Annotated in this window: 9 protein-coding genes; 6 read left to right on the top strand and 3 right to left on the bottom strand. The window is 45.1% G+C overall.

Annotated features, from left to right (window positions below):
- Positions 1-70 precede the first annotated feature (70 nt).
- The gene (locus RHEIN_RS15240; RefSeq protein WP_008899869.1) at positions 71-964 is read left to right on the top strand and encodes a LysR family transcriptional regulator; all 894 of its coding nucleotides are present in this window, start codon (positions 71-73) and stop codon (positions 962-964) included.
- Positions 965-968: 4 nt separating this feature from the next.
- Here the strand turns inward: RHEIN_RS15240 and RHEIN_RS15235 are convergent, their stop codons facing one another.
- Positions 969-4,457: a PAS domain-containing hybrid sensor histidine kinase/response regulator gene (locus RHEIN_RS15235; protein ID WP_237704375.1), complete on the bottom strand. Its 3,489-nt coding sequence runs from the start codon at positions 4,455-4,457 to the stop codon at positions 969-971.
- A 59-nt stretch (positions 4,458-4,516) separates the two neighbouring features.
- Complete coding sequence (locus RHEIN_RS15230; protein WP_008899867.1) at positions 4,517-5,266, bottom strand: 3-hydroxybutyrate dehydrogenase; 750 nt, start codon at positions 5,264-5,266, stop codon at positions 4,517-4,519.
- Positions 5,267-5,723: 457 nt separating this feature from the next.
- Between RHEIN_RS15230 and RHEIN_RS15225 the strand changes: the two genes are divergently transcribed.
- Positions 5,724-6,974, top strand: a complete 1,251-nt coding sequence (locus tag RHEIN_RS15225; protein WP_008899866.1) for a DUF819 family protein — start codon at positions 5,724-5,726, stop codon at positions 6,972-6,974.
- A 48-nt stretch (positions 6,975-7,022) separates the two neighbouring features.
- Here RHEIN_RS15225 and RHEIN_RS15220 read toward each other — a convergent pair whose 3' ends face one another.
- Positions 7,023-8,048, bottom strand: a complete 1,026-nt coding sequence (locus RHEIN_RS15220) for a LacI family DNA-binding transcriptional regulator (RefSeq protein ID WP_008899865.1) — start codon at positions 8,046-8,048, stop codon at positions 7,023-7,025.
- Positions 8,049-8,532: 484 nt separating this feature from the next.
- On the opposite strand from RHEIN_RS15220, the gene RHEIN_RS15215 reads away from it, so the two are divergent.
- The 4 genes from RHEIN_RS15215 to RHEIN_RS15200 all read left to right on the top strand — a co-directional run bounded on the left by RHEIN_RS15215 (position 8,533) and on the right by RHEIN_RS15200 (position 14,534).
- Positions 8,533-11,148 (top strand): TonB-dependent receptor, encoded by a 2,616-nt coding sequence (locus tag RHEIN_RS15215; RefSeq protein WP_008899864.1) that lies wholly within the window; start codon positions 8,533-8,535, stop codon positions 11,146-11,148.
- A 65-nt stretch (positions 11,149-11,213) separates the two neighbouring features.
- Positions 11,214-12,737, top strand: coding sequence for a tryptophan halogenase family protein (locus RHEIN_RS15210; RefSeq protein WP_008899863.1), 1,524 nt, complete (start codon positions 11,214-11,216; stop codon positions 12,735-12,737).
- Positions 12,738-12,880: 143 nt separating this feature from the next.
- Positions 12,881-13,582, top strand: a complete 702-nt coding sequence (locus RHEIN_RS15205) for a SapC family protein (protein WP_008899862.1) — start codon at positions 12,881-12,883, stop codon at positions 13,580-13,582.
- A 232-nt stretch (positions 13,583-13,814) separates the two neighbouring features.
- Positions 13,815-14,534: a SapC family protein gene (locus RHEIN_RS15200; RefSeq protein ID WP_008899861.1), complete on the top strand. Its 720-nt coding sequence runs from the start codon at positions 13,815-13,817 to the stop codon at positions 14,532-14,534.
- Positions 14,535-14,917: the final 383 nt, after the last annotated feature.

Raw genomic sequence — 14,917 nt, 5'->3', positions numbered from 1 at the left:
AAAGAAACAGTCAGAGTGAAAAAATCCGGTTAAAATCAAGCACAAAACAGCATAAGAAAAAGGTGCAGGGATGTCGTTGTTACAGCGTTTAAGTGATATGGCTACATTTGCCAAAGTAGTGGAAAGTCGCAGTTTTACTCAGGCTGCTGTGGCGCTGGATATGTCCAAAGGTGCTGTCAGTAAAGCCATCAGTCGCTTAGAGCAACATTTAAACGTGCGTTTATTGCAACGTTCCACCCGTCAGCTGAGTTTAACCTCAGAAGGCGAAGCCTTTTTTGAGTATTGTCAGCGGGTGGTCGTTCAGGCCGATCAGGCTGAACATCATTTATCTGAACTGCGGGATGAACCCTCAGGTTTAATTCGTATTAGTGTGCCTGTCACTTTTGGTACTTTGCGGATTGCCCCTTTGTTGCCAGAGTTGTTGAAACAGTACCCTAAGCTCAGCATTGAGCTGGATTTAAACGACAAAGTGATTGATTTGATTGCCGAGAAAATGGACTTAGGCATCAGATTTGGCCAATTGGCGAATTCAAGTTTAATAGCCCGTTCTTTACCGGGTTTACCTATCACACTGGCGGCTTCCCCTGGTTATTTGCAAGCCTTTGGTACACCACAAAGCCCTGCTGATTTATGCCATCACCAATGTTTGAGTTCTGGTTCATCCGTGGCCGATCGCACCTGGTTTTTTCGTTACCAGGATCAACGAATTGAAGTGCTGACCACAGGCCGTGTCTTGTGTAACAGCAACAGAGCGCTGAAACATGCGGCTTTAGCCGATATGGGCTTGTTGTTTGTGACCCGTTATCAGGTGGAAAAGGAGCTGCAAAACGGCAGTCTGGTGGAACTGATGCAGGACTATATGCCAGAGCCTCTGCCGCTGCATCTGGTGTACCCTAACCGCCATCATATGAAGGCAGGTTTAAAAGTAGTGATCCAGTTTTTACAGCAGCAGTTTGCTGCATAAAGTTTTAATTCAGCAAACGCTGTAACAGCCGCTTTAACGACACTTCTTTCAGTGGCTTAAGCATAAAATGAAAACCAGCATTCAGTGCGTGCTGACGAATATCACCGCTTTGGTCGGCTGAGTTAATGACAACAGGAGCGCTGATGCCAAAATGTTCCGCCAGCTGTATGGCTACCTCAACTCCGGTCGCACCATGATCCAGATGATAATCAAATAACATCAGATCGGGTTTAAAGCCTTGTTGCACAGCGGCCAGTGCTTCATTGGGTGAATTAACGGCCTGCACTTCGCAGTGCCAGCTTTGCAGCAATTGTGACACGGCTTGCAGCAATACGGCTTCGTTATCCATCAGCAGAATACGTTGCCCGGCAAAACCACTGGGCTGGCTGGATTTAAGCTGTGGCAAGACACGTTGACTGACCCTGCAAAGCGGAACTTTGATATAAAAACAGCTGCCTTTGCCAACAGCAGAACGAAAGCCAACTTCATGGCCTAACAAGCTGCAAATACGCTGACTGATTGCCAGGCCAATACCTAAACCTTTTTGATCGGCCTGACTGCCTTGCTGGAATTCATCAAAGATTTTTTGTTGATCTGAGGCGCTGATCCCTATGCCGGTATCGCAGACACAAATTTGCAACTGATCTCCCTGTCGTTTTACCCCCAACAGAATTTTGCCGCTGTGAGTGTAACGCAAGGCATTAGCTAATAAATTCTGGATCACCCGTTTTAATAGTTTGGCATCGCTTAAGGTGCCAAGGCGGGTTGGAATATAACTGAAGCTTAAGCCTTTGTTATGCGCCAATACAGCGGCTTCCCGGGCGCTTTGATCTAAGAGTTCAGCTAAGGCAAAAGTTTCAGGCTGAGCTTTGACCACCCCGGCATCCAGCTTGGTCAGCTCCAGAATAGCTGCCAGTAATTCTTCAGCAGAATTCAGCGAATGGCTTAAATTTTGTGCCAGTTGTTTCACTTCATCCTGCTGGCTTTGCTGGCGGATCAGGCCACAAAACAAGGCGGCGGCATTAAAAGGTTGCATCAAATCATGACTGGCGGCGGCAAAAAAACGGGTTTTGGCGGCTGTATTGGCTTCCAGTTGTTGCTTGGTTTGCTCAAGTTGGCGGTTCAGTTCTTCAAGCTCTGCGGTGCGGCTTTTAACGCGTTGTTCCAGCGTATCATTGCTTTGTTCCAGTTCACGCTGCACTTCAATAAAGGAGCTAACGTCGCTGTATGTAGTGACAAAACCACCACCTGGCAAAGGGTTGCCCAGCATTTCGAAAATACGGCCATCCTGTTGCTGGCGCTGAAATTTATAGCTGCTGCCCTGACGTAAATAATTCAGCCGTTTTTGTATCTCCTGGCTGAGTTCCACTTGGGATAAAGGCTGACCTGCCAAACCACGCTGCAAGTTGTAACGGATTAATTCTTCCACTGGCCTGCCTACTTCAACTAAACCTTGAGGGTAGTCAAACAGCTCGAGGTAACGCTGATTCCAGGCTATAACCCGCATATCGGCGTCCACCACACTGATGCCCATGCTGATATTGTCGATGGTGGCGTGTAATAAAGCCTGATTAAACTGAAATACCTGACTGGCTTCGTCAACAAAACGTGCGACAGATTCAATAGGCAACTGAGCGTGTTTACCTGAAGCTTGCAGTAACAGTCGCATAGAAGCGCCACCTACTACAGCAGCCAGACTGCGTTCTACCGCCTGCATAAACTGCGGATTGGCCCATTGCTCGGGCTCTACCGTCGTTTTGCTGTAGCGTTGCAGCAGTTTTTTTGCTTCTTTTTCTCCGGCAAAACGCCGCACTAATAAATAACCATCCTGCACGCTCAGAACTGGGTTTTGGCTGCTTGCACTTGGCTGACTTGGGCGACGTAGAAAACGGTAACTTTCCAGCCATTCGCCTAAGCGGGTTTGGCTGAAGTGACTAACCAGCAGTAACATCAACGTATTCACTGTTAAGCTCAGCACTACCCCTAAACTGACCGAATCGAGATGCCCACCAAATAGTTGAGTAGGAGCAAGCCAGCTCAGGCCTAAAGGCCCTTCAGTCAGCCAGTCGCCGCTGATAAAACCCGCTCTGGCGACTTCAGGCAGTAATAAAATATAAGCCCAGATGGCAAGGCCGCTGCACAGCGCCGCTACTGTGCCCTGACGGTTAATGCGTTGACTGAATAAGCCTAAAATCAGCGGTGGTGCCAGTTGAGCTATTAAGGCAAAAGCCATTAAACCCAGCTGAGCTAAACCAGTACCAGTGCCTATCCAGCGATAATACAAATAGCCCAGGAACAGCACGGCCAGCATGGACCAGCGCCTTAAGGTGACGACTTTGATTTTTTGCTGGCCCGGGCTTTCGTTGTGTTGTTTGCGGTAAATCAGCGGAGTTAACAGGTCGTTGGTGACCATTATACCCAGCACCACAGTAGCGACTATTACCATACTGGTGGCGGCCGAGAATCCGCCTAAATAGGCCAGCAAAGCAATATCAGTGCGGTTGGCCGCCAGTGGCAGTTGCAGCACTACTAAATCCACATTGGCTTGTGGCCCCAACATCATAATGCCGGCTAAAGCTAAGGGCAGGGTAAAGAAGCTCATCAGCAACAAGTAACCAGGGAATATCCAGCGGGCCTGATGCAGGTGACTTAACTGCTGGTTTTCGACAAAACTGACATGGAACTGGCGGGGTAAGCATAAAGTGGCGACAAAACCCAATAACACATGCACCCAATACACATAAGAAGGCTGGCCTTGTTGCTGCAACTCTTGCACTGCTTCATGTTCAGCCGCTTTGTTAAAAATATCAGTGATGCCATCAAACATGCCCCAACAGACAAAAATACCTATAGCGATTAGTGCCAGTAATTTCACCAGAGATTCAAAAGCTATAGCCGCCATTAACCCCGGATTGGGCTGATGCGCTTTGGCGCTGCGTCCGGAAAATAATAAGGCGAAAACTGCTAACCAGAGCGTGACATAAAGCCCTGTGTCCTGATACCAGGGTCTGTTGTCCTGCATCACCACCAGCGCCTGAATGCTGGTGCTGATGGCCTGCAACTGCAGTGAAATATAAGGAATAATAGCGATCAGCACTATGACTGTAGTGAGTATCGCCAATAAGCGGGAATGACCATAACGGGTGGCAATAAAGTCGGCGACTGAGGTAATACGGTAGCGACGACAGGCAATGGCAATACGCCCTATTAAGCCAAAAGCAAACCAGAATAAAATCAGTGAGCCAATGTAAGTGGGGGGGATCCACCAGCCATTCACCGCAGCCTGAGCTGTAACACCATAAAAAGCCCATGAAGTGCAATAAATGGATAAAGCAAAGCTGAAAATCCAGGGCGAAATTGGATGACGACGCTGCAGCCTGCGGCCTACAGCACCTACCCCTAAGAGCACCAGTAAATACAGTAAAGACAAAGCAGCAATGGTGCCCAAACCAATGGTGCTGGCAGGTAAGGTCATAATCACTTCAACGGCCACAGCATGGTTTTATTCTGCCCTGATGTTGGATCCGCTGTCCAGTATTTGCACGCTGGCATTTATCGCGCTGTCCAGCCGCCATCCAGTACCAGAGTTTGAGCGGTAATATGTCGGGCCGCAGGTTCGCATAAAAAAGCTGCTGTGCTGGCAATTTCGTCCACGCCAATAAAAGCTTTTTGTGGCATAGGTGCAAGCATGATCTGGTCTATCACTTGTTGTTCGGTCAGGTTATGTTCTTTGCTTTGAGCCGCTATTTGCTGATCAACCAAAGGGGTGCGTACATAAGCAGGGCAAATGGTATTTATAGTGAAATCGAAGTTAGCATTTTCTAAAGCCACTACTTTACTAAAACCCAATAAACCATGTTTGGCTGCCACATAAGCGGATTTAAAAGGCGATGCCACCAGCGCATGGATAGAGCCTATATTAATCACCCGGCCAAAACCTTGCTGCTGCATGCGGGGTAACACAGCTTTGGTCAGCATAGCCGGGCCTGTCAGCATCACCTGTAGTAATTGCTGCCATTTTTCTTCAGGAAAGTCTTCCAGCCGCGCTACATGCTGTACTCCGGCATTATTAATCAGAATATCGATTTGATAGGCCTGGGCGCAGGCTTCAATGGACGCTTGTTCGGTTAAATTCAGCAGTATGCTGCTTGCGTTATAGCCTGTGGCTGTTAACTCGTGCTGACGGATTTCCAGTTGGCTTGCGTTGATATCAGCCAGGATCACATGATGGCCCAAAGCACCAAAATGTTCAGCTACCGCAAACCCAATACCACCAGTACCACCTGTGATCAGTACATTCATTGCCAACTCCGCTGCTAAAACTGTTCTGTCTGGCAGGTTAAGAGTTTTGATTTTTTACCACAACGGTACTTTAGTGCTATAGCCGGGCATTTTTGTTTGGGAAGGGATTTAGTCGTTATTTTTTGCTGAACTATGGCATAGCAAGCAACTTTGTTTTGACCGTCCCGCCTGCTGTGATAGATTTAGTCGTCACGTAAAAAATAACTATAAAGTTCTGTTGGTGGAATGGCATGGATAACTGATGTTTTTATCTGTTATCACAAATAAAAAGCGTTAAAGCTAAAAATAATAGCCATTTACTAAACACCACCAGCGCTATACCCAAAATAATTGGAATTGCGGCGAGGCGACAAGCCAGCGAGATCCCATGAGCATAGGCCACTATGTGATTGGGGCGAGAGGGTGCAGGCAACACTGCAGCAGCTTCAATTAGGACGGGGATAACCGAGGAAAAATCATGGAACAATCAACCGCATTAATTACCAATGATGCTGTGGTACTGGGATTGCTGGCAGTGATCCTGGGTTTGGTATTTCATACCAGCCAAAGCAGTAATAAATATTGTCAGAGTTTTTACAAATATGTGCCTGCATTATTGTTGTGTTATTTCATCCCTTCGCTGTTTAACAGCTTTGGAGTGATAGACGGCGATAAATCTGACTTATACAAAGTGGCGTCGCGTTATTTATTGCCAGCCAGTTTAGTGTTGTTAACTTTAAGTATTGATTTCAAAGCTATTTTAGGTTTAGGGCCTAAAGCTTTGATTATGTTTTTAACAGGCACAGCCGGCATTATCATTGGTGGTCCTCTGGCTTTAGCTCTTGTCGGAAGTTTTGCTCCTGAAGCCGTAGGCGGAGAAGGGGAAAATGCGATTTGGCGTGGTATGACAACAGTTGCTGGCAGTTGGATTGGTGGTGGCGCTAATCAGGCCGCCATGAAAGAAGTATTTGAAGTGGGTGGGCCTATCTTCTCAGTGATGATCACTGTAGACGTGATAGTGGCAAATATCTGGATGGCAGTATTGTTATGGATGGCCAGCAATTCAGCGCGTTTTGATAAAGCCAATGGTGCAGATACTTCCGGTATTGAAGCTTTAAAACTGAAAATTGAAAAATATCAGGCCGAAAACTCCCGTAATCCAAGTTTGCCTGACTTAATGAAACTGATGGCAGTTGCTTTTGGTGTTACAGGTTTGTCGCATCTGCTGGCAGACTGGATAGCACCATGGATTGGCGCTAATGCTCCAGCGCTTGAAATGTACAGTTTAGACAGCGTGTTTTTCTGGCTGGTGTTGCTGGCCACTACTTTTGGTTTGCTGTTATCTACCACTAAAGCCCGTAACCTGGAGTCGGTGGGTGCATCAAAGTTAGGCTCTGTCTTTTTATATATTCTGGTGGCCACTATCGGTATGCATATGGATGTGACTGCTATTCTGGATTATCCGGTGATGTTTGTGGTTGGTATTATCTGGATGAGTTTCCATGCCGGTTTACTGATTTTTGTCGCCCGACTGATCAAAGCTCCGCTGTTTTATCTGGCTGTCGGCAGCCAGGCAAACGTAGGTGGCGCTGCTTCAGCTCCTATAGTTGCAGCTGCTTTCCACCCGGCTTTGGCCCCTGTTGGCGTATTGCTGGCGGTATTTGGTTATGCGCTGGGTACTTATGGTGGTTACCTCACAGGCATATTGCTGCAACTGGTTGCGCCTTAAACAGAATTGGGAGCAGAACAGATTGATGATGTGTTCTGCTCCCTTTTATTAGCTACTAACCTGAGCTGTAGATTCCCGCACTAAAAGCTCGGGGATAAACACAGGCTGATCTTCGGTCTGGCTATGGCTGCCTGGTCTGGTGTGTTTAAACAATAATTCTGCTGCACTTTGCGCTATGGTGCTGTTTGGCTGGTGCGCTGTGGTCAGTGGTGGCCAGGTTTGACGCGAAAACGGGCTGTTTTCAAAGCCAACTATAGAAAGCTGCTGCGGAATTTCAATATGCTGCAAACGCGCACTAAATAAAGCACCAGCTGCAATTTCATCATTACAGGCAAAAATAGCAGTTGGCTTGTTGGGTAAAGCCAGCAACTGAGTAGCGCCTTTCACACCGGATTCAAACGAATAGCTGCCAGGCACAATAAACTTTGGATTGGCATTGATGCCTCTTTTGGTTAATGCCGCCTTAAAGCCTGCCAGACGTTCACCACTTGAACTGTGTTCGTCATCTCCACATAAAAACGCAATCTGGCTATGACCCAACTCCAACAGGTGATTGGTGATTTTGAATGCCGCGGTGAAATCGTCGACCAATACGCAGTTGGTTTGCTTAGGGGATGGGGTAGAGCCGGAAATAATACGGACAAAATCAACATTAATGCTGCTTAGCGCTTCAGCTATTTCCGGCATTTCGGAAAATGGCGGCGTTAATACTAAACCTGCCAGCCGGGAATGCTGCACTAAATCAATCACTTCCTGTACTATGCCAGGTGATTTTGCGTTGGTTGGATGGATCAGTAATTCATAACCGTGGCGGCGACACGCATCCAACAAGCCTCTCTGCATATCAATGACATAATAGGCATTTGGGTTGTCGTAGATGTAGCCTATGCTGTACGACTTAGTACTGGCAAGATTACGGGCAGCAGCGCTTGGCTGATAATGCAGCTCTTGCATCGCCTGATTCACTTTATCAATCGTCGCTTGTTTTACCGACGGCTCATTGTTCATCACCCGCGACACTGTCTTGATTGACACGCCGGCTTTAGCGGCTACGTCATGAATGGTCACTTTCATTGCTGGATCCCAAAAAGCACAACACCAAATGGCCTTATGCTGAAAATAAATAAGCTAATTTTTTTACCGATCCAGCTAACTTTATGACAGCGCTGGTCATTTTGTAACAAAGATTGAGTTAAGGGATAACTCTTTTTTGCTTAAACGGCAAACATTTATTCAAGCTTTTTTGCTTAAAAAATGCTCTTTTTTTAATTTCAAAAAACAAATTTAAATTTTATTGATATTAATCAGCTAGATATATTCTTGTTTTCCTCAATGTCTGCGGCTGGTCTGAACAGCTCGTTATAAAAAACAGTTCTAACGAGACATTTCTGACTTTTGAAATTCGTTTAAATTTTCATCTAAAGGAGTTTGCAAAGCTGATTTTTTTTGTGTATGTTAAATTTCAATGACAGCGTTGTCATGGTGGAATCATGAAAATCTGTTGTTTCAGGACAATAAAATCATCGCACAAAAAAAATCAGGAATGGGAGAGAAGCTTATGCTGCACAATAAAATGAATAAGTGCGCCGTAGCGGTCAAATTAGGTTTAATGGTAGGAACTGCTGTATTAGCATTTCCAACTATGGCTGATCAGGCTGCAGAAGAAAGCGCAAAAAAAGAACAAAAGGTTGAAGTGATCCAGGTTAAAGGGATCCGTGCTTCGCAGGAAGCCAGCTTAAACGCAAAACGATTCAGCGATGCTGTAGTTGACGTGGTAACTTCCGAAGATATTGGTAAGTTCCCTGACAGTGACGTGGGTGAAACTCTTGGGCGTATTTCAGGTGTTGCGGTCAGCCGCCAGTTTGGTCAAGGTCAGCAGGTATCTATCCGTGGTGCTTCAAGCCAGTTAACCAGCACCTTGCTAAACGGTCAAACTGTTGCATCAACAGGTTGGTATGACCAGCAATCGATAGACCGTAGCTTCAATTATTCTTTGTTGCCGCCAGAATTGATCGGTGATGTAGAAGTGTATAAATCGTCTCAGGCTGATATTGTTGAAGGTGGTGTCGGCGGTACCGTTATAGTTAATACCCGTAAACCACTGGATATGGATAGTGGTACTGCTTTTGCCAGTATCAAAGGCGATTACGGTTCTGTGTCCGGCGAGACAGATCCACAGGCTTCAGGTTTGTACAGCTGGAAAAATCTGGATGAGACTTTCGGTGTGCTTGGCGCTGTATCTTATTCAGAAACTGCTTATCAGCGAAACGGTATTGAATCTTTGGTTGGATGGGGTGACATTGTTCCTACAACTTTTGAGCAAGATCGTGAACGTACTGCGATCAATGCAACACTGCAATTCCGGCCAACAGACGATTTTGAAATGGGTCTGAACATTATCAGCCTTGAGTTGGAAGCAAATAACGCCAATACCTCATTATTCTTAATGTTTCCGGATGACAAAGAAGCTGCTTGTGAACAAAAAAATGCGTCTGGCACTTGTGTCTTCTACCGTCGCGATGCGTCGGACGAAAACTCAGGCTGGGCTCAAAGCTGGGCTAGGGCAGCCAGTATGTCTTCTGACACTGTTGATCTTAATTTTTCCTACGATGCAGATGACTTTATTATCTCAGGCCGGGTTGGCAATACTAGTGCTGAAGGTGGCACTGATTTAACTGCGAACTATGGTTTCTGGTTAGGCTCACCAGCGAACTATGCTGGTACTTATGACGCTCGTGGTGAAATTATTGATATTAATATTGCCAAAAAAGACTTTAGTTCGGGCGATTTTGCTGCAGGGACCGTATTACGACCTGAAGGCTGGTCGTTAAAGCAGCAACCTGACAGTGATGAAGAAACATATGCTCAGTTGGATCTGGATATTCCTGTCAATTTTGGTGTTGTTACAAAAGTCAGCACAGGTGTACGCTGGACTGATCACGATGTGAAAGCTGAAACATACACTGCGAACATGGCAAGTACAGTACCTGAAGGTCCGGCAAGCCGCTACTACAATGGTTCAGTGTCTTCAGCAGGCGGTTTTACATTGCCTAAACCTATATTATCTACAATGTTAAGTGATGCCAGAGCGGCCATTCAGAGCTTTGATAACACTTCTGTAGCTTACAAGTCAGGCTATGGCACTATCAATGAAGAAAACCTGTCTTTGTACCTGATGGCTGATTTTTCAACAGAAGACATTCGCGGTAACTTCGGTGTTCGCTATGTTTCAACTGATGCCAGCTCGAATTACTTCAATTTCGTGAACGGTGTTTACGCTGACAACTTAAGTACAGATAAAGCAGATTACAGCGAAGTTTTGCCAAGCTTTAACATTGCCTACAATGTGACACCTGACATTATTCTGCGGGGCTCTTTGGCTGAGGTTATTGCCAGACCCAACTATACTGATATGTTCTCGCGCTCAAACTTTGCTGGCTACAACGACGGCACTCCAGGTAATGAGGTGGTGACTAAAGGGAATATTGCTTTGAATCCTTTTAAAGCAACTCAGGGCGACATTGGTATTGAGTACTACTTTGGCAAGTCAGGCATGGCAAGCACGACGGTATTCTTTAAAGATGTAAGCAGTTTTGTAACTTCAGGACAACTGTTAAATCAACAAATTGGTGTGGTTGATCCAAACTCTAACCTTGATAACTGGACTGTTTCCACTATTTTTAACGGCGACGGTGGTGAGATTAAAGGGATCGAGTTCCAGTTACAGGATGGCTTCGACAATGGACTGGGTTACATTGCAAACTACACTTATGTTGACGCTGATTCACCAGCTGAGAATTATCCGGATGAAATCGCTATGTTCACTGATTCATCTAAAAATACTATCAACTTAGTGGGTTACTATGAAGCGGCACAGTACAGTATCCGTTTAGCTTATAACTGGCGTTCAGCCTTTATGATGCGCGAATTGCCTGGCTTCTATGGCAACAGAGAGCACCAGGACTATGGTAGTTTAGATTTGAGTGCGAACTATGAAATCACTGAAAATCTGACTATGAGTTTTGAAGCGGTCAACCTGACAAAAGAAGACAGTGTGCAGTTAGGTGTGGCTCCTAGCTCTGCAGAAGTGAAGCCTGAGCTGAAAGACGGTTACCCTGCTTGGTTCTTTGAAGGGGAAGCCCGTTATAAGGTTGGTGTGAATTATCGTTTCTAAGCAATAACCTGCTGTTTGAAGGCTTGCAGTACAAACTGCAAGCCTTTTTCTTATAAGGATCCTGAATGATCAATCGCATAATAATAGTAGGCGGTGGTACAGCAGGCTGGTTGGTGGCAAATCATCTTGGTCAGGCAATGAAAAGCAGACCGGAGATGAAGATCACATTGATCGAATCTCCCACTATTCCTACTATTGGTGTGGGTGAGGGAACAGTGCCTGCGATCAGACAATCCCTGCGTAAATTTGGCATCAGTGAGTCAGATTTTATTCAGCGCTGCAATGTCACCTTCAAGCAATCAATAAAGTTCGTCAATTGGCTGGACAAAAACATTCATGGAGAAAACCACTATCACCATTTGTTTGACGTACCAGTGCCTTACGGTATAGATCTGGCACCATTTTGGTTGAACCAACACAAACAAACCGCTTTTGCCGATCTGGTGGCCGCACAATATCAAGTGGTAGAAGCTGGTTTAGCCCCTAAAGCTATTACGTCACCAGAATTTGGCGGCCTGACCTCTTATGCATATCACCTTGATGCACGAAAGTTCGCTGACTTTCTTCATGAGCATGCTGTAAAACACTTTGGGATTAATCATCTGTATGGCGACATCACTGATATAGACAGAGATGTTGATGGCTACATTACCGCCTTGCACAGCCCGCAATTAGGCTTACAGCCTTGCGATTTTGTGATTGACTGTAGCGGCTTTAATTCGGTCTTACTTGGTGAAAAAATGCAGGTCAAATTTATTGACCGTTCGGATCATTTGTTAACTGATGTGGCTTTAGCTGTCCAGATTCCGACGATGGAACATAGTATTGTGCCGCCTTATACGCTTGCAACAGCGCATCAGGCGGGCTGGATTTGGGATATAGCTTTAACAAACCGCCGTGGAGTCGGGCTTGTATATTCGTCATCGCACATGGATGAAGAACAAGCTTGCCTGAAGCTGAATCGTTATATTGGTGGTGGCCTGGAAAACTACCCATGGCGGAAAATTAATATGAGGATCGGGCGCAGGGAGAAGTTCTGGCATAAAAATTGTGTTGCTATCGGACTTTCTCAGGGCTTTGTTGAGCCTTTGGAAGCTACCTCAATTTTAATGACAGACTTTTCTGCAGATTTACTGAGCAAGCGTTTTCCTGAGAATCGTGCTGCTCTTGAATTACTTGAACAGAGGTTTAATCAAAGGTTACTACATGCCTGGGAGCAAACCTTTGATTTTATTAAGCTGCATTATTGTATCTCTGACAGATCAGATTCATCTTTTTGGTTAGATAATCGCGACCCCGCAACTATACCCGATACTTTACTGCAAAAAATCGCACTGTGGCGTCACCACCCTCCTGCAAGGGAAGACTTCTTTACTAAGTTTGAAATTTTTGATTTTGAAAACTACCTGTATGTTCTTTATGGGATGAAGTTTAACACTCCAGCTCCGAAGTTAGCCCCTGAGTACATAAAAATGGCGGCAGCTGTGCAAGAGAGAGTTACTCTGGAAGCTGAGGTTTTGAAGCAGAAACTTATTTCGCACCGTGCACTGCTGGAGAAAATACATAAGTTTGGATTACAACGACTTTGAAACTTACATCACTGTACAGCTTGACCACACTGGAGCTTATGTTTGTTCTGGTGTTTGTTAAGTTATTTTTTTGTCTTAGCTTTAGCCTGAAAAGTTAACTTACCTTAGGTGGCATATACAAAGCTGTGAAAAGGATTGAATCTATGTCTGTACAAATTTCCCTGTTATTCCGTGAGAAACATGCCCATCTGAAAATCAGAAGATACAAGGCTTTTGCTCATGCTGAAAAGCAGCAGATTGTCCCCGTTACCTTCCAGGAGTTTGTCTCTGTTGGTGCTGAATTACCTGTAGTGTTCGTCAAAAACAGTGAGACGGGTCAATTTGAAAGTGTGGTTTTACTTGCATTTAAAGCAGGAGAAAACCTGATGATTAAGGATGGGGAATGGCAAGGTCATTATGCGCCCATGGCTTTGCGTCACTATCCTTTAGCTCTGACACCGGATCCTCAACAATCAGAACAATTGTTGGTCGCACTGGTAGAGTCGAGCCCTATGGTCAATGAATTTGAAGGTCAGGCTCTTTTTAACGAAGACGGCTCGGATTCTGATTATTTAAAAGCTGTGACTGAATCAATGGGCGAGTTTTTCAGGCAAACAGAGGCGACTAAAAGTTTCAACAAGTTGCTTGCTGATATGGACCTGTTGGTTTCACAAGCTTTAACTGTAAATATTGAGGGTAAACCAACAGAGATTAACGGCATTTATGTCATCAATGAAAAGAAATTAACTGAATTATCCAATGAGCATTTCTATATTTTACGGCAAAGAGGTTTATTACCTGCTATCTACGCTCACTTGATGTCGTTACAGCAGATCCGGGGCCTCTGTATGCGTAAAAGTAGGTGAACAGCGCCGGGTTGATAACAATTTGTATACCAAATCTGCGGGTTACCGCAATGATCCATGCTTGCAGGCATACAGAATGCAACTTTTGCCGCATTCTGTATCTTATGCCTCTGGTGTCCGTCGACTTTCTAGGGTAATTTGAGGCTCAAGTTTTGTGGCGTTTAGTTGCTGCAAATGTATCATTGGCTTACTATCAAGCCCGAATTTCTGAATGTTTTAAGAGGTTTCATTCATGTCACTGCAAATTGCTCCGCTACAAAAAGAAAAACACGCCCAAACAAAAATCAACATTGCCAATGCTTTTGCCTTTGCACAAGATCAGCATATTGTGCCTGTAGTAGTTCAGGAATTCGTCCGTATTGGCGCGGAAATGCCGATTGTTTTTATTAAAGATTCTGCGTCTGAGCGTTTCGATGTTGTGGCTATGCTGGGATTGAAAACAGGCGAAAACCTGATGGTTGCAGAAGGCCAATGGCAAGGTTTTTATGTACCAAAAGTGTTGTGGAATCACCCGTTAATTCTGGCTGACGACCCAAGCAAAGAAGGGCAGTTACTTGTTGCTTTGGTTGAATCCAACCCAATGGTTAATACTGAAACAGGCCATGCTTTGTTTAACGAAGATGGCACTGAGTCCGATTTCCTTAAATCCCGTGTTGATTCTATGCGCGAATTTTTTATGCAGTCCCAAAACACCAGAGCTTTTAACAAAGTTTTGGCAGATATGGAATTGTTAGTTCCTCAGACTTTAACTATCACGCTTGAAGGCAAGCCACGTGAAATATCGGGGATCTATATTGTCGACGAGAAGAAATTAAATTCATTGTCTGATGAGCAGTTACTTGATTTAAACAAGCGTGGTCTGATGCCTGCAATTTATGCGCATTTAATGTCATTACAGCAAGTGCAGCGTTTAGGTGAACGTGCCAACAAAGCCGCAGCTAAAACAGCCTGATCCCGTCCTATTGAACAAGCAGCACAGCAAGTGCTGCTTGTTGTTTACCTGAACTCCCCCTTTCATTGTCGTCAGTTTATCTGCTGAATATTTTCTGTTTATCCACATTTCAGCTTTTTACTTATTCATGTTGTTTTTGTGTGAAAAACGCTTGATTTGATGAAAAAAAGTACATAGTATAATTATGACAGCGTTGTCATATTTGTGAAGGGTTACTTTTCTGTGGCCTTTGTCTGGCGGCAGTGAGTTGTAAGGAACGGGGCAATCAGAAGCTTGCTGGGGTCTGATTGTTGTTTTCTCCCTCGTCAGAGTCATGTTGATTGGTAGTTGGTCAACAGGGTTCACCAGCAGACATGGAGGTTGTGTTTTATTTGCCAATCCTT

The sequence above is a fragment of the Rheinheimera sp. A13L genome, from assembly GCF_000217935.1.
In the GTDB taxonomy this organism is placed as follows: domain Bacteria; phylum Pseudomonadota; class Gammaproteobacteria; order Enterobacterales; family Alteromonadaceae; genus Pararheinheimera.
Note: the sequence above shows the minus strand (reverse complement) of the source record. Positions and strands in the feature narration are given on the sequence as shown.

Bases quoted from the DNA above. Each gene is read 5' to 3' on its own strand.
- RHEIN_RS15240 (WP_008899869.1), top strand. From the start codon at position 71: ATGTCGTTGTTACAGCGTTTAAGTGATATGGCTACATTTGCCAAAGTA.
- RHEIN_RS15230 (WP_008899867.1), bottom strand. From the start codon at position 5,266: ATGAATGTACTGATCACAGGTGGTACTGGTGGTATTGGGTTTGCGGTA.
- RHEIN_RS15225 (WP_008899866.1), top strand. From the start codon at position 5,724: ATGGAACAATCAACCGCATTAATTACCAATGATGCTGTGGTACTGGGA.
- RHEIN_RS15220 (WP_008899865.1), bottom strand. From the start codon at position 8,048: ATGAAAGTGACCATTCATGACGTAGCCGCTAAAGCCGGCGTGTCAATC.
- RHEIN_RS15215 (WP_008899864.1), top strand. From the start codon at position 8,533: ATGCTGCACAATAAAATGAATAAGTGCGCCGTAGCGGTCAAATTAGGT.
- RHEIN_RS15210 (WP_008899863.1), top strand. From the start codon at position 11,214: ATGATCAATCGCATAATAATAGTAGGCGGTGGTACAGCAGGCTGGTTG.
- RHEIN_RS15205 (WP_008899862.1), top strand. From the start codon at position 12,881: ATGTCTGTACAAATTTCCCTGTTATTCCGTGAGAAACATGCCCATCTG.
- RHEIN_RS15200 (WP_008899861.1), top strand. From the start codon at position 13,815: ATGTCACTGCAAATTGCTCCGCTACAAAAAGAAAAACACGCCCAAACA.